At 71.7% G+C, this 23,192-nt stretch carries 23 protein-coding genes and 1 riboswitch; of the genes, 9 read left to right on the plus strand and 14 right to left on the minus strand.

What is annotated here, in order from left to right; genetic code table 11:
- Positions 1-142 precede the first annotated feature (142 nt).
- A complete protein-coding gene (locus ACZ9QC_RS15135; RefSeq protein ID WP_472920616.1) occupies positions 143-1,831 on the plus strand; it encodes an FAD-binding protein in 1,689 nt (562 codons plus the stop codon).
- A gap of 165 nt (positions 1,832-1,996) precedes the next feature.
- Positions 1,997-2,752 carry a decaprenylphospho-beta-D-erythro-pentofuranosid-2-ulose 2-reductase gene (locus tag ACZ9QC_RS15140; RefSeq protein ID WP_472920617.1) on the plus strand — a complete coding sequence of 252 codons (756 nt, stop codon included), beginning with the start codon at positions 1,997-1,999 and terminating at the stop codon, positions 2,750-2,752.
- A 115-nt stretch (positions 2,753-2,867) separates the two neighbouring features.
- Here the strand turns inward: ACZ9QC_RS15140 and ACZ9QC_RS15145 are convergent, their stop codons facing one another.
- The 3 genes from ACZ9QC_RS15145 to trpS all read right to left on the minus strand — a co-directional run bounded on the left by ACZ9QC_RS15145 (position 2,868) and on the right by trpS (position 4,738).
- Positions 2,868-3,449 (minus strand): 2'-5' RNA ligase family protein, encoded by a 582-nt coding sequence (locus tag ACZ9QC_RS15145; RefSeq protein WP_184904432.1) that lies wholly within the window; start codon positions 3,447-3,449, stop codon positions 2,868-2,870.
- A 43-nt stretch (positions 3,450-3,492) separates the two neighbouring features.
- A complete protein-coding gene (locus tag ACZ9QC_RS15150; RefSeq protein ID WP_472920618.1) occupies positions 3,493-3,627 on the minus strand; it encodes a hypothetical protein in 135 nt (44 codons plus the stop codon).
- Positions 3,628-3,724: 97 nt separating this feature from the next.
- On the minus strand, positions 3,725-4,738 hold the full coding sequence (gene trpS / locus ACZ9QC_RS15155) for a tryptophan--tRNA ligase (RefSeq protein WP_472920619.1): 1,014 nt from the start codon (positions 4,736-4,738) through the stop codon (positions 3,725-3,727).
- A gap of 100 nt (positions 4,739-4,838) precedes the next feature.
- Here trpS and ACZ9QC_RS15160 point away from each other — a divergent pair, with 100 nt between their 5' ends.
- The 3 genes from ACZ9QC_RS15160 (at position 4,839) to ACZ9QC_RS15170 (ending at position 7,208) form a co-directional block, all read left to right on the plus strand.
- Entirely contained in the window at positions 4,839-5,462 is a 624-nt protein-coding gene (locus ACZ9QC_RS15160) for an RNA polymerase sigma factor (protein ID WP_472920620.1), read from the plus strand.
- A gap of 76 nt (positions 5,463-5,538) precedes the next feature.
- Entirely contained in the window at positions 5,539-6,339 is an 801-nt protein-coding gene (locus tag ACZ9QC_RS15165) for a hypothetical protein (RefSeq protein WP_472921697.1), read from the plus strand.
- A gap of 101 nt (positions 6,340-6,440) precedes the next feature.
- Entirely contained in the window at positions 6,441-7,208 is a 768-nt protein-coding gene (locus ACZ9QC_RS15170; RefSeq protein WP_472920621.1) for a hypothetical protein, read from the plus strand.
- A 48-nt stretch (positions 7,209-7,256) separates the two neighbouring features.
- Here ACZ9QC_RS15170 and ACZ9QC_RS15175 read toward each other — a convergent pair whose 3' ends face one another.
- The 4 genes from ACZ9QC_RS15175 to ACZ9QC_RS15190 form a co-directional block, all read right to left on the minus strand.
- Positions 7,257-8,705 (minus strand): glycine hydroxymethyltransferase, encoded by a 1,449-nt coding sequence (locus tag ACZ9QC_RS15175; RefSeq protein ID WP_472920622.1) that lies wholly within the window; start codon positions 8,703-8,705, stop codon positions 7,257-7,259.
- A gap of 31 nt (positions 8,706-8,736) precedes the next feature.
- Positions 8,737-8,825: riboswitch (ZMP/ZTP riboswitch) on the minus strand.
- 93 nt (positions 8,826-8,918) lie between these two features.
- Positions 8,919-10,103, minus strand: a complete 1,185-nt coding sequence (locus ACZ9QC_RS15180) for a glutathionylspermidine synthase family protein (RefSeq protein WP_472920623.1) — start codon at positions 10,101-10,103, stop codon at positions 8,919-8,921.
- A 21-nt stretch (positions 10,104-10,124) separates the two neighbouring features.
- Positions 10,125-10,502, minus strand: coding sequence for a hypothetical protein (locus tag ACZ9QC_RS15185; protein WP_472920624.1), 378 nt, complete (start codon positions 10,500-10,502; stop codon positions 10,125-10,127).
- 152 nt (positions 10,503-10,654) lie between these two features.
- Positions 10,655-11,686 (minus strand): helix-turn-helix transcriptional regulator, encoded by a 1,032-nt coding sequence (locus tag ACZ9QC_RS15190; RefSeq protein WP_472920625.1) that lies wholly within the window; start codon positions 11,684-11,686, stop codon positions 10,655-10,657.
- Between the two features lie 63 nt (positions 11,687-11,749).
- Between ACZ9QC_RS15190 and ACZ9QC_RS15195 the strand changes: the two genes are divergently transcribed.
- Positions 11,750-13,021, plus strand: coding sequence for an epoxide hydrolase family protein (locus ACZ9QC_RS15195; RefSeq protein WP_472920626.1), 1,272 nt, complete (start codon positions 11,750-11,752; stop codon positions 13,019-13,021).
- A gap of 114 nt (positions 13,022-13,135) precedes the next feature.
- Here the strand turns inward: ACZ9QC_RS15195 and ACZ9QC_RS15200 are convergent, their stop codons facing one another.
- The 3 genes from ACZ9QC_RS15200 to ACZ9QC_RS15210 form a co-directional block, all read right to left on the minus strand.
- On the minus strand, positions 13,136-13,966 hold the full coding sequence (locus ACZ9QC_RS15200; protein WP_472920627.1) for a hypothetical protein: 831 nt from the start codon (positions 13,964-13,966) through the stop codon (positions 13,136-13,138).
- 145 nt (positions 13,967-14,111) lie between these two features.
- Positions 14,112-15,101 (minus strand): malate dehydrogenase, encoded by a 990-nt coding sequence (locus ACZ9QC_RS15205; protein WP_472920628.1) that lies wholly within the window; start codon positions 15,099-15,101, stop codon positions 14,112-14,114.
- A 509-nt stretch (positions 15,102-15,610) separates the two neighbouring features.
- Positions 15,611-17,005: a helix-turn-helix domain-containing protein gene (locus tag ACZ9QC_RS15210; protein ID WP_472920629.1), complete on the minus strand. Its 1,395-nt coding sequence runs from the start codon at positions 17,003-17,005 to the stop codon at positions 15,611-15,613.
- A gap of 447 nt (positions 17,006-17,452) precedes the next feature.
- Between ACZ9QC_RS15210 and ACZ9QC_RS15215 the strand changes: the two genes are divergently transcribed.
- Positions 17,453-17,986, plus strand: a complete 534-nt coding sequence (locus ACZ9QC_RS15215) for a peptidoglycan-binding domain-containing protein (RefSeq protein ID WP_472920630.1) — start codon at positions 17,453-17,455, stop codon at positions 17,984-17,986.
- Positions 17,987-18,107: 121 nt separating this feature from the next.
- On the opposite strand, the gene ACZ9QC_RS15220 is transcribed toward ACZ9QC_RS15215, so the two are convergent.
- From ACZ9QC_RS15220 to ACZ9QC_RS15230, 3 genes are all read right to left on the minus strand, one after another.
- On the minus strand, positions 18,108-18,623 hold the full coding sequence (locus ACZ9QC_RS15220) for a helix-turn-helix domain-containing protein (protein ID WP_472920631.1): 516 nt from the start codon (positions 18,621-18,623) through the stop codon (positions 18,108-18,110).
- Positions 18,624-19,143: 520 nt separating this feature from the next.
- Complete coding sequence (locus ACZ9QC_RS15225) at positions 19,144-19,596, minus strand: DUF3017 domain-containing protein (protein ID WP_472921698.1); 453 nt, start codon at positions 19,594-19,596, stop codon at positions 19,144-19,146.
- A 310-nt stretch (positions 19,597-19,906) separates the two neighbouring features.
- Entirely contained in the window at positions 19,907-20,761 is an 855-nt protein-coding gene (locus tag ACZ9QC_RS15230; RefSeq protein ID WP_184904459.1) for a bifunctional methylenetetrahydrofolate dehydrogenase/methenyltetrahydrofolate cyclohydrolase, read from the minus strand.
- Positions 20,762-21,044: 283 nt separating this feature from the next.
- Here ACZ9QC_RS15230 and ACZ9QC_RS15235 point away from each other — a divergent pair, with 283 nt between their 5' ends.
- Positions 21,045-21,623 (plus strand): hypothetical protein, encoded by a 579-nt coding sequence (locus tag ACZ9QC_RS15235; protein ID WP_472920632.1) that lies wholly within the window; start codon positions 21,045-21,047, stop codon positions 21,621-21,623.
- A gap of 60 nt (positions 21,624-21,683) precedes the next feature.
- On the opposite strand, the gene ACZ9QC_RS15240 is transcribed toward ACZ9QC_RS15235, so the two are convergent.
- Positions 21,684-22,052 carry a peptidase inhibitor family I36 protein gene (locus ACZ9QC_RS15240; RefSeq protein WP_472920633.1) on the minus strand — a complete coding sequence of 123 codons (369 nt, stop codon included), beginning with the start codon at positions 22,050-22,052 and terminating at the stop codon, positions 21,684-21,686.
- 508 nt (positions 22,053-22,560) lie between these two features.
- Here ACZ9QC_RS15240 and ACZ9QC_RS15245 point away from each other — a divergent pair.
- A complete protein-coding gene (locus ACZ9QC_RS15245; protein ID WP_472920634.1) occupies positions 22,561-23,037 on the plus strand; it encodes a M23 family metallopeptidase in 477 nt (158 codons plus the stop codon).
- Positions 23,038-23,192: the final 155 nt, after the last annotated feature.

Raw genomic sequence — 23,192 nt, forward strand, 5'->3', positions numbered from 1 at the left:
CGACGCCACTCTCGCGGGCGACCGGGCCGGAGCTACGGCAATCTTGAACGACATCCCACTAATCACCCATTTCGGTGAGGCGACCGAGCGGCCGCGCCGACGTGCCCGACTCCTCCGTATACGCGGCGATACGGTCGCGAGCATGCCAGCCGACGCCGCCCCGACCTCCCCGGCTCCCCCGCCCGCCGGCCCCCGCCGTGCCGCACCCGCCCCCGGCTCCGTCTCCACCCCCACACCCCGCTCCGCCTCCGCTCCCGCTCCCGCTCCCGTCACGGTCACCGGCTGGGGCCGCACCGCGCCGAGCGCCGCGCGGCTGGTCCGTCCGCGGACCTACGAGGAGGCCGCGGCCGCCGTACTGGAGTGCGGGGCGCAGGGGGCGCGGGGCGGGATCGCCCGGGGGCTCGGGCGGGCGTACGGCGACGCGGCGCAGAACGCGGGCGGCGCCGTCCTCGACATGACCGGCCTCGACCGGGTCCACGCCATCGACGCGGACGGCGGCACCGTGCTGTGCGACGCGGGCGTCTCGCTGCACCGGCTGATGGAGGTCCTGCTCCCCCTGGGCTGGTTCGTGCCGGTGACCCCGGGGACCCGTCAGGTGACCGTCGGCGGCGCCATCGCGGCCGACATCCACGGCAAGAACCACCATGTCTCCGGGTCCTTCGCCCGCCATGTGCTCTCCCTGGACCTGCTCACGGCCGACGGCGAGATCCGCACGGTCGTCCCCGGCACCCCGCTCTTCGACGCCACGGCCGGCGGCATGGGTCTCACCGGCGTCATCCTCACCGCGACCGTCCGCCTCCTGCCCGTCGAGACGTCCTGGATGTGCGTCGACACCGAACGCGCGCGCGACCTCGACGACCTCCTCGCCCGTCTCACGGCCACGGACCGCTACTACCGTTACTCGGTCGCCTGGATCGATCTGCTCGCCAAGGGCTCCGCGACGGGCCGAGCGGTGCTCACCCGCGGCGACCACGCGCCCCTGGAAGCCCTGGAGACGCGGTGGCGGCGGAACGCGGGGTGGGGGTCGGCGTGGACACCGCCGGCTGGAACGCCAGGGACACCGGCCTCGGGGTCACCGTGGGCACCGCCGTCTGGAACGCCGGGGACACCGCCGTGGGGAGGGCCCTGGGCGCCGCCGTCGGCAGGGCCCTGGGTCTCGTCCACGCGCGCGCGTGCAGGGCGCCGTTCGGTCAGTGACGCGTTGCGGTTCCGCAGGGGCGCGCCCGCCACCCCACTGGAGTTCCGCACCCCCCGCCTCCCCGCCGCCCCCTCCTTCGTCCCCGACGGACTTCTCGGCCGTACGGCCATGGGGCTCTTCAACGAACTCTGGTACCGCCGGGCGCCCCGGTCCCGCACCGACGAACTCCAGCGCATCTCCACCTTCTTCCACCCCCTCGACGGGGTCCCGCACTGGAACCGGATCTACGGCCGGTCCGGCTTCGTGCAGTACCAGTTCGTCGTCGGGCACGGCCAGGAGGAGACCCTGCGCCGGATCGTCCACCGGATCTCGGCGCGCCGCTGCCCCTCCTTCCTCGCCGTGCTGAAGCGGTTCGGCGAGGGCGACCCCGGCTGGCTGTCCTTCCCGATGCCCGGCTGGACCCTCGCCCTGGACATCCCGGCGAGCCTGCCCGGTCTCGGCGCCTTCCTGGACTCGCTCGACGAGGAGGTCGCGGCCGCCGCCGGCCGCGTCTACCTGGCGAAGGACGCCCGGCTACGGCCCGAGCTGCTGGCCGCGATGTATCCGAGGCTCCCCGAATTCCGCGCACTGCGCGAGGAGTTGGACCCGGGCGGGGTCTTCGTCTCGGACCTGGCCCGCCGCCTCGGCCTGTGAACGCCGTGTCGTGAGTGCCGTGCCGTGAGCGCTGTGTCGTCAGCGCCGTGCCGTGAGCGCCCTGCTGCGAACGCGGCGCTGTGAACGCGGCGCGCACCCCTGCCCCCGCTGTCCTCCCCCACTGCCCCCACTGCCCCACGCTGTCCCCCACACCCAGGAGCTGTCATGAAGGACGCCTTCGGCACCCCCCAGTCCCTGCTGATCCTCGGCGGTACGTCGGACATCGCGCTCGCCACGGCCCGTCGGCTGATCGCGCGCCGCACCCGTACGGTGTGGCTCGCGGGGCGCCCGTCGCAGGCTCTGGAGAACGCGGCCGTCCATCTGCGCGGCCTCGGCGCGGAGACCCACACCGTCACCTTCGACGCGCTCGACCCCGGCTCCCACGAGGCGGTCCTCGGCAAGGTCTTCGCCGAGGGCGACATCGACATGGTGCTCCTCGCCTTCGGTGTCCTCGGCGACCAGGCGAACGACGAACGCGACCCGGTGTCCGCCGCGCGTGTCGCGCAGACCAACTACACCGGTGCCGTCTCGTCCGCCCTGGTCTGCGCGCGGGCCCTCCAGGCGCAGGGCCACGGCTCCCTGGTCGTCCTGTCCTCCGTCGCCGCCGAGCGGGCCCGCCGCTCCAACTTCATCTACGGCTCCAGCAAGGCCGGCCTCGACACCTTCACCCAGGGCCTGGGCGACGCCCTCCACGGCACCGGCGCCCACGTCATGCTCGTCCGCCCCGGCTTCGTCCGCACGAGCATGACGGCGGGCCGCCAGGAGAGCCCCTTCGCCACGACCCCGGAGGCGGTGGCCACCGCCATCGAGCTGGGGCTGCGCCGCCGCTCGGAGACGGTCTGGGTCCCGGGTGCGCTACGCCTGGTGATGACGGCCCTGAGGCACCTGCCGAGGCCGATCTTCCGCCGCCTGCCGCTGTAGCGCCCCTTCAGGGGGCGCGGGGAACCGCGCGAGCAGCCCCCACGTACCCGCAGCCGCGCGCGAAGCCCGCTGAACCACCCCTCCCGGAACGGTCCGACTCACCCGGCGCCCGACGTCACCGTGCGGGCAGCGTCGTGTCTCCGACCGGCGCACCCGCCTGCGGCGGCACCACGGACCCGCCGAACGCGAACTCCCGCAGCTTGCGCCAGACCCCGTCGGAACCCTGCTCGTAGAGCGCGAAACCGGTGCAGGGCCACTGCGCCTCGTACCCGGCGAGCTCCTCGAACGCCCGGTCCATCGCCTCCTCGGCGATGCCGTGCGCCACGGTGACGTGCGGGTGGTACGGGAAGTTCAACTCGCGCGCCACGGGTCCCGACGCGTCCCGGACCTGCTTCTGCAACCAGGTGCAGGCCTCGCCCCCCTCGACGACCCTCACGTACACGACGGGCGACAGCGGGCGGAAGGTGCCCGTGCCGGACAGCCGCATCGGGAAGGGCCGCCCGGCCGCCGCGACCTCGCGGAGGTGCGCCTCGATCGCCGGGAGGTCGGTGGCCTCGACCTCGGTCGGCGGCAGCAGCGTGACGTGCGTGGGGATGCCGTGAGCCGCGGCGTCGCCGAAGCCCGTGCGCCGCTCCTGGAGCTGGCTGCCGTGGGGCTCCGGGACCGCGATCGACACACCGATCGTTACGGTCCCCACGTCGTCTCCTGTCGTCGTGTCATGCGAGTTGTCGTAGTCCTTGTCAGCCGCGGTCCGTCGTACGGCGGTCGGCCGAACCGACCACCGGTCGTACCGACTCCCGGTCGTACCACTGCCCGTCGTACCGACTGTCCGTAGTACCGCTGTCGGTCGTACCGGCTATCGACTGTACGGCCACGACGGTCCTCCGGGCAGGCGCAGCGGGAGTGATGTGCGGCGCTGTCGGTGGTGCGATCGGTGGTGCGACAGGCGCTCGGGGGCAGAGGTGGTGCGGCTCAGTGCTTGGCGGGCAGGAAACCCACCGCGTCGTACGCCTGGGCGAGCGTCTCCGCCGCGACCGCGCGCGCCTTCTCGGCCCCCTTGGCCAGGATCGAGTCGAGCGTCTCCGGGTCGTCCAGATACTGCTGGGTACGCTCCCGGAACGGCGTCACGAACTCGACCATGACCTCGGCGAGGTCCGTCTTGAGCGCACCGTAGCCCTTGCCTACGTACTTCTGCTCCAGTTCCGCGATACCCGTCCCCGTCAGGGTCGAGTAGATGCTCAGCAGGTTGCTGACGCCCGGCTTCTCCGCGGTGTCGAAGCGGATCACCGTGTCGGTGTCGGTGACGGCGCTCTTGACCTTCTTCGCGGTGACCTTCGGATCGTCGAGCAGGTTGATCAACCCCTTCGGGGTCGACGCCGACTTGCTCATCTTGATCGCGGGGTCCTGGAGGTCGTAGATCTTCGCCGTCTCCTTCAGGATGTACGGCTTCGGGATCGTGAAGGTCTCGCCGAAGCGGCCGTTGAAGCGCTCGGCGAGGTCCCGGGTGAGCTCGATGTGCTGGCGCTGGTCCTCGCCGACCGGCACCTCGTTCGCCTGGTAGAGCAGGATGTCCGCGACCTGGAGGATCGGGTACGTGAAGAGGCCGACGCTCGCGCGGTCGGCGCCCTGCTTGGCGGACTTGTCCTTGAACTGGGTCATGCGGGAGGCCTCGCCGAAGCCGGTGAGGCAGTTCATGACCCAGCCGAGCTGCGCGTGCTCGGGGACGTGGCTCTGGACGAAGAGCGTGCAGCGCTCCGGGTCGAGACCGGCGGCGAGCAGCTGCGCGGCGGCGAGCCGGGTGTTGGCGCGCAGGTCCGCGGGGTCCTGCGGCACGGTGATCGCGTGCAGGTCGACGACCATGTAGAACGCGTCGTGGGACTCCTGCAGGGCCACCCACTGGCGGACGGCGCCGAGGTAGTTGCCGAGGTGGAACGAGCCGGCGGTGGGCTGGATGCCGGAGAGCACGCGAGGTCGGTCAGAGGCCATGCTCACCATTCTCTCAGGTGTCCGGGGCCGTTCCGGAACCGACCGGAAACAGATGTGACATGGGTGGGAACCGATCCGGTCCGGGCGGTGTACCCATGTTGTGAGAACGCGGGAGGGGGGCCGCATCGTCGATGAGGCCGCGGTGATCGCACGCGTACGCGCCGGGGAGCCGGAGGCCTATGCGGAGCTGGTGCGTGCCCACACGGGCATCGCGCTGCGAGCGGCGCGGGCGCTCGGTGCCGGTTCGGACGCGGAGGACGTGGTGCAGCAGGCCTTCTTCAAGGCGTACTGCACCCTGGGCCGCTTCCGGGACGGTGCCGCGTTCCGGCCGTGGCTTCTGTCGATCGTGGCCAATGAGACGAGGAACACAGTGCGGACGGCGGGGCGCCAGCGTTCGCTGGCCGACCGGGAGGCCGCCTTCGTGGAGGCCGAGCCGCTGATACCGCCCTCGGCCGACCCGGCGGTCGCCGCGCTGGAGATAGAGCGGCGTGTCGCGCTCCTGGGCGCCCTGGAGAAGCTGAGCGAGGAACACCGGCTGGTCGTCACGTACCGCTATCTGCTGGAGATGGACGAGCCCGAGACGGCGGCCGCCCTGGGCTGGCCCCGGGGCACGGTGAAGTCCCGTCTGAGCCGGGCCCTGCGCAAGCTGGGCCGCCTCCTGCCGGAGTTCGAGCCGGGGGAACCGCTGGGCCGGAAGGGGGAAGGGGGTGAGGGGCGTGCGTGAGCCGGGCGAGGGCGGGGAGCGCGGTCCTGGCGAGGACCGGGAGCGGTCGCGGAAGGGCGGGAACACGGGGGGTGACATGCGTGACGTCCGGTTGCCCCAGGAGCTGCGGGCGCTCGGGCGGGCCCTGGACCGGCCCGGGAGCGACGGCGACGAGACCATGGTCGAGCGGGTTCTCCAGCAGATACTGGCCGAGCGGGTGCCGACGCCGGTGGCCGAGCCGCCGGGGGCCGGGGAGCGGCTGCGGGCGGTGCGCCGGTGGGCGCGGACGCGGTGGCGCGCGCTGATCGCCGCGCTGTGCGGGCTGCTCACGGCCCTCGTCCTCACCCCTCCGGTGCGGGCGGCGGTGGCCGACTGGTTCTCCTTCGGCGGGGTCGAGGTGCGGTACGACCCGTCGGCGACGCCTTCGCCGGGCGCGCGGGTGCCCGGCTGCCCGGAGCCGGTCCCGCTGGCCGAGGCCGGGCGGCGGGCGGGGTTCGCTCCGCTCGTGCCGGAGGCGCTGGGTCCTCCGGACGCGGTGTCCGTGACGCGTGCGCCGAAGGACCGCTTCGTGATCACCCTCTGCTGGGACGAGCGGGGAGGGACCGTCCGGCTCGACGAGTACGCGGCCCGGCTGGCCCCCGAGTACGGCAAGACCGTGGCGGGCGAGCAGGCCGTGGAGTGGGTCGGGCTGAAGGACGGCGCGCACGACGCGCTGTGGTTCCCCGAACCGCACCTGCTGCGCTTCTGGATGACCTCCGAGGACGGCTCCCGCCTCACCCGCTCCGAGCGCACGGCCGGGCCCACCCTTCTGTGGGTCCACGACGACGCGTTCACGCTGCGGCTGGAGGGCGTGGCGTCGAAGACTCGGGCGCGGGAGATCGCGGACTCGTTGGACTGATCGGTCCGGTCCGGGTGGGAACCCCGGCGGTCCGAGCGGTGTACCAGGAATGACACCGCGAGTGCGGGAGGACCGCACCGGGATCGATCGGGGGGTGTCGGATGCGTGGACTGCGACAACTGACGGCGACGGTGGGCGGGTTGCTGACCGCGTTCGCTCTGGTGCTGCTGGGGGCTCAGCCCTCGGCGGCGGGCGGACCGACCAGTGTGCTGCTGGTCGCCCCGACCGGCCAGCGGACGGCTTCGCTGTACGGCACACAGGACGAGTACGGCGACCTGGAGAAGCTCCTCGCCCGCGCGGGCGGCGAGCTCGACCAGGATCGCGAGGAGGCCCCGCGGTGGGGGCGGGAGGACATATGGGGAGAAGGGATCAGTGACATGGTCAGCGTGACGTGGATGATCCACGACGTGACGCCGTGGCGGCTGGACCGGGTCTACACGGCCGCGCCGGACACCAAGGACATCTGGATCCACACGACGCTCGTCGCCGGCGAGGAGGATCCGGGCGCCGCGGGCGCCGGCGTCTGGCACCGGGCGAAGCAGCCGGACCAGCTGCGGAAGCTGCTCAACGGCCTGGGAATCCTGGGCGTGGCCCCGGGTGATCCGGCCCCCGGGGACCCGGTGCGGGACGAGCCGCGTTCCGGCGAGGCGGCGGGAGGGACCGTGGCCGACTCCGCCGGGACGACCGCCGACGCCAGGGCCGCGGCCACCGCACCCGGTCTGGCCGACCACGCCCACTGGGCGATACCCGCTCTGGCGCTGGGCCTGCTCGTCGGCTCCGGCGGTGCCACCCTCCTGCTGCGCCGCGCGGCGGCCCGGAACGGGTCCGGGCCACCGCGGGAGCCCCGTCAGGAGCTGCTGGACGCCTGAGGGCGGCGGTCGGCAGACGGTCGGTGGGCGGCCGGAGGGTCGGCCGGTTCAGCCGAGGTCGATCTCCGGGTACAGCGGGAAGCCGGCGACGAGGTCGGTGGCACGACGGGAGATCTCGTCGGCGACCTTCGCGTCGAGGACGTGCTGGGCCTTGGAGGGGGCGCCGGACTTGGTGGTGCCGGGCTCGGTGGTGGTGAGGACGCGGTCGATGAGGCCGGCGACCTCGTCCATCTCGGCCGTGCCCAGCCCTCGCGTGGTCAGCGCGGGCGTGCCGATGCGGATGCCGGAGGTGTACCAGGCGCCGTTCGGGTCGGCCGGGATGGCGTTGCGGTTGGTGACGATGCCGGAGTCGAGCAGCGCGGCCTCGGCCTGACGGCCGGTGAGACCGTAGGAGGTGGCGACGTCGATCAGGTTGAGGTGGTTGTCGGTGCCGCCGGTGACCAGGGTGGCGCCCCGGCGCATCAGCCCTTCCGCCAGCGCACGGGAGTTGTCGACGATGCGCTGCGCGTAGTCCTGGAAGGCGGGCTGACGGGCCTCGGCGAGGGCGACTGCCTTGGCGGCCATGACGTGCGGGAGCGGGCCGCCGAGGACCATCGGGCAGCCCCGGTCGACCTGGTCCTTGAGGGAGTCGTCGCACAGGACCATGCCGCCGCGCGGGCCGCGCAGCGACTTGTGGGTGGTCGTGGTGACGATCTGGGCGTGCGGTACGGGGTCGAAGTCGCCGGTGAGGACCTTGCCGGCGACGAGGCCCGCGAAGTGCGCCATGTCGACCATGAGCGTGGCGCCGACCTCGTCGGCGATCTCGCGCATGATCCGGAAGTTCACGAGACGGGGGTAGGCGGAGTAACCGGCGACGATGATCAGCGGCTTGAACTCACGGGCGGAGGTGCGCAGGGCGTCGTAGTCGATGAGGCCGGTGGCGGGGTCGGTGCCGTAGGAGCGCTGGTCGAACATCTTGCCGGAGATGTTCGGGCGGAAGCCGTGGGTGAGGTGGCCGCCGGCGTCCAGGGACATGCCGAGCATGCGCTGGTTGCCGAAGGCCTGACGGAGTTCGGCCCAGTCGGCGTCGGAGAGGTCGTTGACCTGGCGGGCGCCGGCCTTCTCCAGGAAGGGGACCTCGACCCGGTCGGCGAGGACGGACCAGAAGGCGACCAGGTTGGCGTCGATGCCGGAGTGCGGCTGGACGTAGGCGTGGCGGGCGCCGAAGAGTTCCTTGGCGTGCTCGGCGGCGAGGGACTCGACAGTGTCGACGTTGCGACAGCCGGCGTAGAAGCGGCGGCCGACGGTGCCCTCGGCGTACTTGTCGCTGAACCAGTTGCCCATGGCCAGGAGGGTGGCCGGGGAGGCGTAGTTCTCGGAGGCGATCAGCTTGAGCATCTCGCGCTGGTCGGTGACCTCCTGGCCGATGGCGTCGGCCACCCGCGGCTCGACGGCGCGGATCACATCGAGGGCGGCACGGAAGGCGGTGGACTCGTGGGAGAGGGGCTCGGCTGACATGGGGACCTCCGGACGTTGCGTTCAGCGTTCACGGTACGGCCCAGGCGCACGGCACTCATCTTCCCCGGGCCGCTCCCCGATGGTCCGTCCCATCCCAGCGCGCCAGTCACGACCCACCGGTCACCCTATCGGGCGGACCGGAGCGGCGGGCCGGGACGTCCACCATTCGAACGACGGGAGAAGTCGGGAGAAGTCGGGAGGAGGGACCGTCGGTCAGAGGATGACGTGCGGGAGGAAGCGGGCGTACTCGTCCGTGACCAGGCCCGAGGACTCGCGGATGCCGAGGCCCGCGGACTCGTTCTCGACGACCCAGGCGCCGAGGACGACGTGGTTGTCGTCGAAGGCGGGCAGGGGTGCCAACTCCTGGTAGCAGCAGGGTTCTTCGCGGAGCGCGGGGGCGGTGCCCGGGGCGTGCAGGGTGACCCCGGCGCCCTCGCGGCCGAGGAGGGGTTTGGCGACGTAGCCGGTGGTGGCGGCCAGTTCGCGGGGGCCGTCGAGATAGGCGGGGAGGAGGTTGGGGTGGCCGGGGTACAGCTCCCAGAGGACGGCCAGGAGGGCCTTGTTGCTGAGGAGCATCTTCCAGGCGGGCTCGATCCACATCGTGGTGCCGGTGCCGCCGCCGTTGTCGAGGGTGGCGAGGACATGGGAGGCGAAACGGTCGGTGGTGAGCCACTCCCACGGGTAGAGCTTGAAGATGCCGCGGATGAAGCGGAGCTTCTTGTCGACGAAGCGCTCGGAGAGGCGGTCCCAGCCGATGTCCTCCATGGAGATCCAGTCGGTGGCGAGCCCGGCCTGTTCGGCGGTCTCCTTCAGATAGGCGACCGTCATCAGGTCCTCGCCGAGTTCGTCGCCGGCGGAATGCGCGAAGTAGAGGGGGCTGCCCGGCGGCAGGAGGGGGGACTGCTTCTTCCAGGCGTCGACGAGACGTTCGTGGAGGGAGTTCCACTGGTCGGCGCCCGGGAAGCGTTCCTCCATCCAGAACCACTGGGGGCTGGCCGCCTCGACGAGCGAGGTCGGGGTGTCGGCGTTGTACTCCAGCATCTTGGCCGGGCCGGTGCCGTCGTAGCGGAGGTCGAAGCGGCCGTAGACGGACGGCAGTTCGGCGCGTCGGCGCCACGCCTCGGCGATGAGACCGGCGAGGCGCGGGTCGGTGATGCCGAGGTCGGCGAAGCGGTCCTCGGCCACGATGTGTTCAGCGGCCGCGAGGCACATGCCGTGCAGTTCCTCGACGACCTCCTCCAGTGCCTCGACCTCGGGCAGCGAGAAGACGTAGTACGCGCTCTCGTCCCAGTACGGGCGCAGGGAACCGTCGGGGTGGCGGGTCAGCGGGTAGATCAGCCCCTGTTCCTCGACGGTCTCCTGCCAGCCCGGCCGGGGTTCGATGGTGCGGCGTTCCATGGTGGTGCCTCGCCCGCCGGGTCAGCCGCCGCCGGAGCCGGAGCCCGAGCAGCCGAAGCCGTCCCGGTCGACGGCCTCGCTGCGGCTGAAGGTGCCGTAGTCGGCGCGGCCGCCGCTGACGTCGGCGTCGTAGTACCAGGCGGCGTCGACCGAGCCGGTCTGGCTGCGGTTGCCGCTGCTGTTGCTCTTGCGGTTCTTGCCGTACGACGACGAGGAGCTGGAGCTCGAGTCGCAGCGCTTGTCGGCGATGATCTTGTAGCCGTTGGCGTAGTCGTAGCTGTCGCGGTCCACGCAGCGGCGGTCCGGATCCGAACCGCAGGAGGTCAGGGCCGCCGCGACGAGGCCCATCCCACCGAGTACGACCGTGCTGGACCGCAGCCGCCTGCGCTGTTCTCCCATGTGTGCTCCCCCGTAGGGCTCGTGAGCCCTGCCGTACCGGGACCGGTCCGCGATGCATGCACGAAAACCGGCCGCCGTCTTATTGTGCGCTTTATCGGCGCTCAGACTAGTGATCGACTCCTGGAGGAGGCCAACTGGGTGCGAAGGGCTCCCTACGGGCGGCGGATCGCCCGCAGCGAGCGGGTGGCCTGGGCGCGCAGGGCCTCGGCGAGTTCGGGTGGGGCGGACGCGTCCAGGGTGAAGTCGGCGTCCACCGAGGTGATCATCCAGGCGAGGTCGCGCGGGGTCTCGGCGCCCAGGTGCAGCAGACAGCGATCGTCGTCGACCGGTTCGAGCGCCCCCATACCGGGCCAGAGCCGGTCCCCGACCGATGCGGCCGACTCGTGCAGGGTGACGGTGGCCCGGAAGGGCCAGGCCCGGGACGAGAGGCGGTGAGCCAGATAGGTCGCCGCGTCGCCGTCGGGGAGTGCGCGCGGGACGAAGCGTGGTCCGGTCGGGGTGCGTGGCACGAGGCGGTCGACTCGGAAGGTCCGCCAGTCCGCGCGGTCCATGTCCCAGGCGACGAGATACCAGTGCCGGTCGAAGCTGACGAGCCTGTGCGGCTCGACGGTGCGGACGCGCGGCGCCGTTCGGGGCGCGGATCGGGACGTGGCCCGTGGCTCCGGCGTACGGGTATCCGGGGCCGAGGTGTGCGGGCTGGTGTAGTCGAAGCGGAGGCGTTCGTGGCGGCGGCAGGCTTCGGCGATGGCCATGAGGGTGTCCGGCGCGACCTTGGGGACCGGGGCCGCTCCCGCCCGGACGGTGGCGTGGTGCAGGGTCGTCACCCGGTGCCGCAGCCGGGACGGCAGCACCTGCTCCAGCTTGGTGAGGGCGCGCAGCGAGGCCTCCTCGATGCCGGTGACCGTGCCCTCGGCGGCGGTGCGCAGTCCGACCACGACCGCGACGGCCTCCTCGTCGTCGAGCAGCAGGGGCGGCAGGCTCGCGCCGGCGCCGAGCCGGTAGCCGGCGGCGCCCCGGGCGGCGTGCACGGGGTAGCCGAGGTCGCGCAGTCGCTCGATGTCCCGGCGCAGGGTGCGTCGACTGACGCCGAGCTGCTCGGCGAGTTCGGCGCCGGAACGGTCGCGGTCGCGGTGGCTCTGCAGCAGGGCGAGCAGTTTCAGCAGTCGTCCGGAGGTCTCCAGCATGGTCTTGAGGGTGCCGCAGAGTTAGGACCGAGGGTGACCCAACCGGTTCGTAGCGTCGGAGCCATGACGAACCCGACAGCCGCGTCCACGCGTACGCCCACGCCCGCGCCCACTCCGTTCGCACCCACTCCGTTCCGGCTCGCGATCCCGCAGGACCGCCTCGACGACCTGTGCCGACGCCTGGCCGACACCCGCTGGCCCGACGAACTCCCCGGTGTGGGGTGGACTCGGGGCGTGCCGACGGGCTATCTGAAGGAGCTCGCCGAGTACTGGCGCACCGGCTTCGACTGGCGGGCGCAGGAGGCGGTGGTCAACGCGTACGACCAGTACACGGCGGAGGTCGACGGACAGAACGTGCACTTCCTGCATGTGCGGTCGCCGGAGGCGGGGGCCACGCCGTTGCTGCTGCTGCACGGCTGGCCGGGCTCGGTGGTGGATTTCCTGGACGTCATCGGCCCGCTGTCCGATCCCCGGGCGCACGGCGGGGATCCGGGCGACGCGTTTCACCTGGTCATCCCGTCGCTGCCGGGGTTCGGACTCTCCACGCCGCTGGCCGGGCCCGGGATGAACGCGGCCCGGACGGCCTCGGTGTTCACGGAGCTGATGTCCCGTCTGGGCTACGAGCGGTACGGCGTCCAGGGATACGACACCGGATCGTGGATCGCGCCCGAGATGGGGAAGCAGGCGCCGGAGCGGGTCGTCGGGGTCCACGTCAACGGCATGATCTCCTTCCCCGTCGGGGCGGAGGGCGAGACGGACGGCCTCAGCGAGGTCGAGCAGCGGCGCTGGCAGACCATGCAGGACTTCAACGACGGCTACCTCCAGTGCAACTCCAAACGGCCGCAGACGGTGGCGTACGGGCTGACGGACTCCCCCGTGGGGCAACTGGCCTGGATCGTGGAGAAGTTCAAGGAACTCACGGACCCCGAGGACGGGCTGCCGGAGGACAGCGTCGACCGGGACCGCATGCTGACGAACGTCTCGCTCTACTGGTTCACCGGCACGGCCGCGTCGGCCGCGCAGATCTACTACGAGGAGATCTCCGCGAGTTCGTGGGGAGACGTGGAGGGTTCCTGGGGCGGCGCGGAGGATTCCTGGGGCGAGACCGAGGCTCGGGGCGGGGCGGAGGACCGGGGTGAGACCGGTGGCGGAGGCGCGAAGGTGCCCACGGCCGTGCTGGTCTCCGCGCGCGACGTGACGGTCCGGCGCTGGGCCGAGCGGGACCACGACATCGTGCGGTGGACCGAACTCGAACGCGGGGGCCACTTCCTCGCCCTGGAGGCTCCGGGGGCGCTCGTCGAGGACCTGAGGGAGTTCTTCCGCGAGCTGCGGTGAAGGGACCGGAGCACCCCCGAGCACGCGGCTTGGCAGCTCAGAGCTACAGGGCGGGGCGACAGGGCGACGGGGCGCGCCTCTTCCTGAAGAGGCCGCCGTAGGCCGCCCCCGCGCTCACCCCCGTACGCAGGTCGCTCCCGTCGGGCACAGGGAGGTGACCGCCATCGTGACCGGCTCGCGCAGGGTGTCGAGCGGGGTCGACTCGGGCCCGCTGAGGCGAATGCCGTAGATCTGGTCGTCGGCCGTGCGGAAGCGGTGGTCGATGACCCGGCGGGGGCCCAGGTCGCCGTCGCCGTCGAAGCGGTAGACGACCTCGGAGAAGCTGTCGTTGTCGGCGGCGGCGCGGTCGATGACGCGGTAGCCGGGGAGGCGGGCGAAGCCGTAGTTCTCGTTCTCGGCCATCTCCATGGATTCGGCGGGGGTGCCCTCGCTGACCTGGAAGATCTGGAGGATTTGGCTGCCGTCCGGGGACTCGTACGTCACGACCGGTGGTTTGCCCGACGGTGTCTTCGCGGTCCGGTCCCAGCCGGAGGGGGCGTGGACGGTGAAGCCCGCCGGGTCGTCGGAGCGTACGTAGCCGGGGGCGACGTCCGCGCCGTCGCTCGCGCCCGCGCTCCCGCTCCCGTCCCCGTCCTCACCGTTGTCCGCGTCCGTGCCGTCGGCCCCTTCGTCATCCGGGGCCGACTGTTTCGGGGTGGCCGAGGAGGTGGCCTCGTCGTCCTCCGGGCCCGCCACCGAGAGAGAAGGCGGGGGCGTGGTGGAGGAGGTGTCCGTGGCCGTCGTACGGGTCGAGTCGTCGTCCCTGGACAGGGTCCACACCCCTAATCCGGCGCCGCCGCCCAACAATGCGGCGAGTACGACGATGGCTGCGGTGCGCGGCCAGGGGCTGCCCCCTCCTGAGGGCTCGTCCACCCAGCGTCCTTGGTGCGGGTCCCAGCGCGTCATCCTGTCCCCCTTGCCGACGTCGGCGTTCTCATGACGTGCGTAGGCAGACGATAGCGGCGAACACGCCGCACAGGCCCCGTCCTGGTCGAAACCGGGACAGGGCCTGTGTGGACGAGCTAGGGGGCGCCGCCCCCAAGAGGGCTGCTCAGAGGAGGCCGAGCGCGCGGACGGCCTCGCGCTCCTCCGCCAACTCCTGGACCGAGGCGTCGATACGGGCGCGGGAGAACTCGTTGATCTCCAGGCCCTGGACGATCTCGTACTTGCCGTCCTTCACCGTGACCGGGAAGGAGGAGATGAGGCCCTCGGCCACACCGTAGGAGCCGTCGGACGGGATGCCCATGGAGGCCCAGTCGCCCTCGGCGGTGCCGTTGACCCAGGTGTAGATGTGGTCGATGGCGGCGTTGGCGGCGGAGGCGGCCGACGAGGCGCCACGGGCCTCGATGATCGCGGCGCCACGCTTGGCGACGGTCGGGATGAAGTCCTCGGCGAGCCACTTCTCGTCGTTGACGACCTCGGCGGCGTTCTTGCCGGCGACCGTGGCGTGGAAGATGTCCGGGTACTGGGTCGCGGAGTGGTTGCCCCAGATCGTGAGCTTCTTGATCTCGGAGACCGGGACGCCCGTCTTCTTCGACAGCTGGGTCAGCGCGCGGTTGTGGTCCAGACGGGTCATCGCGGTGAAGCGCTCGGCCGGTACGTCCGGCGCGGCGGCCTGGGCGATGAGGGCGTTGGTGTTGGCCGGGTTGCCGACGACGAGGACCTTGATGTCGTCCGCCGCGTGGTCGTTGATGGCCTTGCCCTGCGGCTTGAAGATGCCGCCGTTGGCCTCGAGCAGGTCGCCGCGCTCCATGCCCTTGGTACGGGGGCGGGCGCCGACGAGCAGACCGACGTTGGCGCCGTCGAAGGCGACGTTCGGGTCGTCGGTGATGTCGATGCCCGCCAGGAGCGGGAAGGCGCAGTCGTCGAGCTCCATGGCGGTGCCCTCGGCGGCCTTGAGCGCCGGCGTGATCTCCAGGAGGCGGAGCTTGACCGGCACGTCCGCGCCGAGCAGCTGGCCGGAGGCGATGCGGAAGAGCAGGGCGTAACCGATCTGGCCGGCCGCGCCGGTGACGGTGACGTTCACGGGAGTGCGGGTCATGGCGTTCTCCGTATGACAGCTGGCGGTGGGGCGTCCCTGCCCCTGCGGGACGTACAAATGATCGATCTCTCGGCGTCAAGAGATCGGTGGTCAGGCTATCGCGCATCCGGGATCCCGGACGGCCGGGGTTCGTGTGGCCCAGCCCACAAGTCGCGCTGCGGGGAGGGCCACACGAAAGAGGCGGCCGCCGGTCCGGGGGGGGTGGGACCGAGGCGGCCGCCTGTGGGGGTGCCGGGCCGGGAGGGTGGTGCGTCTCCCGGGCGGACCGGACTCCCGTGGGGGTACTCTCCGCCTGCCCCGGAGTTCGGCGGGCATTCCACTTACACCGTGATTACTTTTTCGGCAGGCTTGATTACGGAAGGTGACCGGAGCTGCCGACGGTGAGTCGGCAGATCGCGAGTCCGTCGGCGGGAGCGAGTCCGCCGACGGCGAGTCGGCGGAGGGCGAGTCCGCCGACAGTGAGTCCACCGGGGCGAGGAAAAGAAGAGCGAGGGCGAGTGGGCCGATCGCTACCCCGTGCAGCCCTTCTGCCCGGACGCCAGGGTCGCGCAGGCCGTGGCCTCGCCCGCGTCCTTCACGGCGACCATCTGGGTGTAGGCGATGTTGTCGCCGGCGGCTTCGATGGCGGCCGTCTGCTTGGTCTTCCCGACCGAGACCTGGACCTCGTCACCCTGGGCGGCGCCGGTGATGCGCGCCCAGGCGGCCTGACAGGCCTTGCTGTAGCGGACCTCGACGCGGGTGGTGCCGATCGTGGCCTCGTCGGTGGTCCGGACGAGGTTGCCGATGCATCCCATGGTCTCGGGGTCCTTGCCGTCGCAGTCCTTGCCGCTGCACTTCACGCCGGCCGGGAGGTCGGGGTTCGTGCCGATCGAGGTCGACGGGGAGGTCGGCGGCCCGTCCCCCGCCCGGTCCTTGCCGTCTCCGTCGGTGAGCAGGAACGCCGCCGCGATGACGACGAGCGCCCCCACGGCCCCGGCGAGGAACATCGTCACGCGCCGCTTCGGCTGGGAGTCGCCGTCGCCGGACCGGCCGCCACCGCCCGGCGGGGGCCCGAAGACACCGGAGGGGGCCGCGGCGTCACCGCCGCCCTGGACACCTCCGGAGTCCGAGGCCCCGGCCGGGACCCGGGACGAGGAGGCCGACGACACCGAGGCGGAACCCGGGGCAGCCCCGGAGGAGGCCGACGACGACCGCCCTCCCACCAGGCCCGACGGCGAGGCAGAGGCCGCCGAGGGCGAGGAGCCCGACGAGGAGGCCGGCGGGGTCGCTCCCCAGCTGACGCGCGACGCCCCTCCGGCGACCGACCCGGCCCCGCCGACCCCGCCGTAGGGCGGCGCGGGGGAGGACGAGGAGGACGAGGAGGACACGGAGGGAGCGGACGGCGACGAGGGCGACGGCTCGCTCGAACCCCCGTACGGCGAGCGCGAGATGCGATCGCTCGGGGAGCGCGGCTGCGGCGGGACGGTCGGCGAGACTCCCGCCGGGCCCGCCACGCCCGGCGTCGCGGTGGCGCTGCGGCCCGCTCTTCCGTTCCTGCCGCCGCCCTTGACGGTGGACTGGCCGCCCGTCTCGCCGAGGGCGGCGCGCGCCTGGGAGATACGGATCGCTTCCATGGTCATGTCGTGGCGCATCTCCGAACGGCTCCAGGCCCGCTCGGCCAGCTCCCACATCGTGGTCAGATGGACGGGATCGGTACCCGTCACCTCGGCCAACGCGACGATCGCGCCTTTCGGCGCGAGCAGTCTGCCGTTGAGATACCGCTCCCAGGACGTCTTGCTGTAGCCCGTGCGGTCGGCCACCGCGGCGATGCTCAGCCCACCGCGGTCGACGAGCCGGCGGAGCTGGCCCGCGAACTCCCTGACCTGTGGATCGAGTTCATCCGGCAAGGCCCTCCAACGAGGCATTACTTCCCCCTCTTCCCCCCGTACGTCTCTCCGTACGACCCGTACGACCCGGGGCCCTCTCCGAAGCCCCGTTCTGGCCTACCCACTGGGATGCGCCCTGCGGGGATGCCAGTTCCGTGGAAAGGGGCGTGCGGGAGCATTTCGGACGTGCTCACGCGCTGTCGCGCGCCCCACAACGGTCTGTGTTCCAGTGTCCCACCGACATCCCGATTTTCCGGGCGGAATCGCAGGTCCAGGCACGGGACGTCCCGGACCATCCCAAATGCCCACGTTAGCCCTGGTGTTGAGTGGGTCGGCCGCACATCCTCGAACTTGTCAACACATCGACACAGCGACCACACAGGCACGGTCACACAAGTCGAACAGGGGCTCGTGCACCTCGTACACACCAGCGAGGAACGTGTGCGTCACTGAAGACCGACAGTCAACGGGGACCAGGGGGATCACATGCAACTCAAGTCCAGGCTGCTGCTCGCGGCCGTCGCCGTGACGGCCTCGGCCGGGCTCGCGCTCGGCACCGCCGCTCCGCTCGCCACGGCCGCGGAGCCGCACGTCGTCGACGGCTCCGGTGCCGCGTACAACGACTGGGGCGACGAGGGCACGCTGTCCGTCAACTCGCACGCCAAGAGCAACGCGACGCGGCTGTGGCAGAGCGTCCTGTACGCCGACGGCGCCAAGTGGAAGGACTCCAGCGGGAAGCTGCACACCTTCACCCAGTGGGACATCGACGGGATCTTCGGCTGGAAGACCCGCTCGGCGACCAAGTACTGGCAGGCGCAGGAAGACCTGGAGGACGTCGACGGGATCGTCGGCAAGGAGACCTTCGGCCAGGCCGACGGCTTCCTCGACGGGCCGTACGGCGACGGCAAGGTGACGTACGCGGGCCTGTCGCACGAGGTGAACTTCAAGCGCCTCGACGGGGACTACTACGTCAGGATCGGCTCGAAGTGGAAGGTCGCCGCGTACGACTGGCGCGGCTGAGGGGGTCCGGCCGGCACCGATCACTGACGGTGAGCGCCGATCGGTGACGGTGGGCGCCGATGGGTGACGGTGGGCGCCCACCGGAAGGTCGACGGACGCAGCAAGGAGTTGACGGGGGTCGTCACGACAGGGTGACGGCCCCTATCAGCGCGGCGGCGACGAGGGCCAGGGCGAGCAGGACGGCGAGGGCGGCGTAGAGGGCGACGCGGCCGGGTGGGCGGGGGGACGGTTCATCGGCGGGGGTGTCCCACCAGGGGAGCGTGGGGTCGTCCTCGTACGCCTCGGTGTACGCCTCGGTCGCGTTCTCCGTCCGCTCCCCCGCCGCTCCGGGCTGGGGCGGCTGGGACGGCGGCACCGTCTGGGGGGCCGGGCGCGGCCAGGCCCGCAGGGCCAGTTCGCGCAGCGCCCCGAAGCGTGCGGCGTCCTCCCCGGCGACCCGGCACAGGGCCACGACCGCCTGGCGGGGCGGGGGCTGGGTGCCGTTGAGGTACCGCTGCCAGGAGGACTTGCTGTAGGCGGTGCGCGCGCCGAGCGCGACGAGACTCAGTCCCGTGCGGTCCTTCAGCAGGCGCAGCTGCTCGACGAAATGCTGTACCTCCGGGGGGAGTTCGTCCGGCAGCGGCTGCCAGGCGCTCATCGGGCTGCCTCCTCGGCTCAAGGGTGGGGCTCAAGGGTGGGTCTGAGCAGGTGACGAAGGTCGTGGGTGGACCGGTTCCCACCGGTACGGCCGTCGGAGCCGTGGCGTTCGGACAGTGCGCCGGACCGGGTGGGAGTGGTGCGGAGTGATGTGGGTGACCTGGTGAGGCGAAGCGAAGGGCACGAACGGGGGCGCGTGAAATCGTTCCCGCGCCGGTGATGATCCACGGCTGTCGGCCTGCCGCCGGTGGCCTGGCGCTGCCGGCCTGCCAGCGATGGCCTGACCGCCGCCGGCCTGCGCTGCTGCCATGCCGGGATGACGTCTGGGTGCCGTCGCCGTGGCCCGATCCGGACACCTTGGCGGAATGGTCACTTCCGTGCCACAGCGGCCTGACAGCTGTTGAACAGGTCGTTCGCCGTGCAGGAACGTGGAACGCGACGGCGGCCCGTCCTTACTCGGGGGAGGGGACGGACCGCCGTCGCACTGCGTCAGGGACCGGGCCGGGGCGAAGCGGCCGGTCTCAGCCGGTCTCCTCGTCGCCCACCGTGAAGTGCAGCGTGTCCTTGAGGAACGGGATCTCCAGCCACGGCTTGGGCTGGGCCATCAGCGCGAGCAGCACGATCGCGGTGCCCAGGAAGATGTACGTGGCCATGTCGGTGAAGCGGGAGCGGACGGCGAGCATGCCGACGTCCCGGACGGCCCAGCGCATCGCCGCGCCGGCGAGCAGCGCGACGCCGATCAGGATCGTGCCGACCCGGAACGCGTCCAGCGCGGTGAGCAGCAGGCCGACGCCCACGGTGCTCAGCACGGCGAGGATCGGCCACTGCCGGACGGGCGCCGGCGCCTCACGCGGTGCCGCCCGGCCGCCGCCCTCGGGTCGCGCGGTGTCCTTGGTGAACATCGGGAACCGCCGGGTACCGCGCACGGGCTTCCCGTCGGCATCGGGCACGCTGATGTGATCCCGCACCTCGATCTCATCACCGCCCTCGGCGGACCTGGCCGCGTCGGCCGCCCCGGCCGCTTCAGCGGTAGCGCCGACGACCTCGGCCGCTTCGCCCGACCCTGCGGCCGCGCCGGTAGACCGCGCGCGCCCCGCACCCTCGTCCGCGCCAGCCGTCTCCGCAGTCTCCGCCGCTTCCGCAGTCTCCGGCGTCTCAACCGCCCCGGCCCCCTCAGCGGCCCCCGCGGTTCCTGTCGTCCTGGCCGTTTCCGTGGTCCTCGACATCTGTGCCCTCTCCGACGCCGCCGCGCCCGGCCGTCCCGATGTCCCCTCCGTCCTGCCGTCAGCCGACACTGCGCTCCGCCGCCTCGACCACGTTGACGAGCAGCTGGGCGCGGGTCATGGGCCCGACACCCCCGGGGTTGGGGGAGATCCAGCCGGCGACTTCGGCGACTCCGGGGTGCACGTCCCCGACGATCTTGCCCTCGGCGGAGCGGGAGACACCGACGTCGAGCACGGCGGCGCCCGGCTTGACGTCCTCGGGCCGGACGAGGTGGGCCGAACCGGCCGCCGCGACGATGATGTCGGCGCGCTTGAGGTGCGCGGCCAGGTCACGCGTACCCGTGTGGCACTGGGTCACCGTGGCGTTCTCGCTGCGCCGGGTCAGCAGCAGCGGCATCGGGCGGCCGATGGTCACACCCCGACCGACGACCACGACCTCGGCACCCTTGATCTCCACGCCGTACTGGCGGAGCAGGGTGAGGACACCGTTCGGCGTGCAGGGCAGCGGCGCGGGCTCGTTCAGGACGAGGCGCCCGAGGTTCATCGGGTGCAGGCCGTCCGCGTCCTTGTCGGGGTCCATCAGTTCGAGGATGCGGTTCTCGTCGATGCCCTTGGGAAGCGGCAGCTGCACGATGTATCCGGTGCACGCGGGGTCCTCGTTGAGCTCCCGCACCACCGCCTCGATCTCCTCCTGCGTGGCGGTCGCGGGCAGCTCGCGCTGGATGGAGGCGATGCCCACCTGCGCGCAGTCGCGGTGCTTGCCCGCCACGTACTTCTGGCTGCCGGGGTCCTCCCCGACCAGGATCGTGCCGAGTCCGGGCGTGACGCCCTTCTCCTTCAGCACCGCCACGCGGGCGGTCAGATCGGACTTGATCGCGGCTGCGGTGGCCTTGCCATCGAGAATCTGGGCGCTCATGGCCCCAATCTTCGCGGATGACCGGTGCCGGGTTCCAATCCGGTCACCAGGCGGACGCCTTCCGGCCCGCATCGGACCGTACGCGCGGGCCGCGCCGAACAAGATCGGGTGTGTTGCACTTGCACAACACACGGCGTATCTCCCTGGACATCCGGGCGGGCATATAAAACGATTGGGACACAGTGCCGCGGGCACTGCCGGGGGGCGTGACCAGTTCAAAAGGCAGGGCATTCCTCCGAACCGTGCCGCGCGTCCCCGCACCAGGCAACGGAGGAAACCCCGCATGAGCTTCGGCGACCCGAACAACCCGTACGGCCAGCCCCAGCAGCAGCCGCCCGCCCCGGGCTACGGCTACCCGCAGCAGAACCAGCCCCAGCAGCCGGGCTACGGCTACCCGACCGCCCCGCCGGTCTCCCAGGGCTACGGCGGCTACCCGGGTGCGCCCGAGACCATGCCCAGCACGGTGAACGCGGCCCGCATCATGCTCTGGGTCATCGTCGGCCTCCAGGTCGTCGGCGTGCTCCTGTACGGCATCGGCGCGATCGGTGTGGCCGCTGCCAGCGACAGCACCGAGGACCCGGCCCTCGCGGAGGCGCTGGGCAACATCCCCACCGGCCAGATGGTGGCGATCGCCGTCTTCGCGGTGGCCTGGCTCGTCTACGCGATCATGCTGGCCGTGAAGTTCAAGACCGGGGGCAACGGCGTACGCGTCGCCGCGCTGGTCTTCGGCATCATCACGGCCGTCCTGGGCGTCTTCCCGTTCTTCCTGATCGGCCTGGTCCACCTGGTGCTGGGCATCCTGATCGCCGTCTTCGTCGGCAACGCCAACGGCAAGGCGTGGTTCAACCGCCCGCGCTACTGAGCGCCGCCGAGCACAGCGAAGGGCCGTACCCCGCGGCAGGGGTACGGCCCTTCGGCGTGTTCACACCGGGCAGGTCCCGCTGGTCGGACGGGGCGTCACGGAGCGGACGACACTGTCCCGGGTCTGGGTCTCGCCAGGGCGGAGGAGGTAGCTGAAGGTGCCGATCACGCAGTAGTCGATGCTCGTGCTGTTGGTGGCCTCACCGACCCGCGCCGAACCCAGCTGCGCCGCCGCCCCTTGCGCTATGCGGTACACGCGGCCCGCGCCGTTCGGGTTCTCCGCGAGACACACGAACCCCTGCGGACACGGCACCGCCGCCGCCTCCTTCTGGGCGGCGACGGCGGTGCCGCCCATTCCCGTACCGAGCGCGGCCGTGACCACCGCGCCGACGGCCACGGTCCGGCGTAACCGATTCAGCCTGCTGCGCATGACGGAACCTCCTGAGTCCAGAGCGCTGTCCCGTCGACCCTCGCAGCGGAACGCCCGCCTCTGCACCGGGGTATCGGCCATTCCGCCCGCAACCGCAACAGCCGCCACAGCCGCCACAGCCGCCACGGAGAGGGCGTTACGTCATGAAATGAGCCGCTCTCTCTGGCGATCACGTGCCGTCTATCACCTGCTATGGCCCTCTATGACAGTTCCTTCTTAGGAAACGCCCGATGTGCCGGACCTGCGGTGTCCGCCTCCTCGCGCCGTACCCTGACGCGTCCATGTCTGCCTCGGGGGAGGAACCAGTCATGCACAGCATCATCGTCGTGCCCGTCGACGGAGCGGGTCCGGGCGAACAGATCCGACTCGCGCCCGGCGAGTCCCTGCCCTTCGGCCGTACGGCGCAGGACGGCCGTCTCGATCGCCGCGACCGCCGTGGCGCTCCTTCGGCCTGGCGGCCGGGGGTTCGGCCGCGGCCGCGCCGACGTCCGCGTCCACGGCGGGTGACGTGGCCGCGGCGGCCAAGCCGAAGTTCCAGATGCCGTTCAAGTGCAACACCCACTGGCGGATCGACACCTGGGGCCACAACCCGGCCATCGACATAGTGGTGAAGGACAACCCGGGCTCCTCCGGGAGGCCCGTCTACCCCGGCTACAAGGGCAAGGTCGTCAAGGCCTACAAGGACTCCGGCGCCGGCAACATGATCATCATCAACCACGGCGGCGGCTGGTACACGGCGTACTACCACCTGAAGGACAGCGCCACCAAGTACGTCAAGGTGGGCCAGAACGTCTCCGCGAAGAAGCAGATCGGCCGGATCGGCGCCACCGGCAACAACAGCGGCAACCACGCCCACCTGCACTACGAGCAGCGGTACCGGACCAACGGGATCCCGACCGAGCACCGCAAGCCGGTGCACTTCAGCGGCAAGTCGTACACGGGCTCGGGCAAGACGTGGAAGGACGTCGTGAGCAAGAACTGCTGATACGGCCCGCCCGCGACGGCCCGCCGGACCAGCTCCGGCGGGCCGTTCCCGGCAGCGCCCGCACGGTGCTCTCTCGTCAACTCGTGTTGCCCATGGGACCGACCCCACTGCGGGCCTCGGGCCCCGCGCGCCTCGGGCCGTACGTACCGCTCGGG

Source organism: Streptomyces sp. HUAS MS02 (assembly GCF_055702265.1).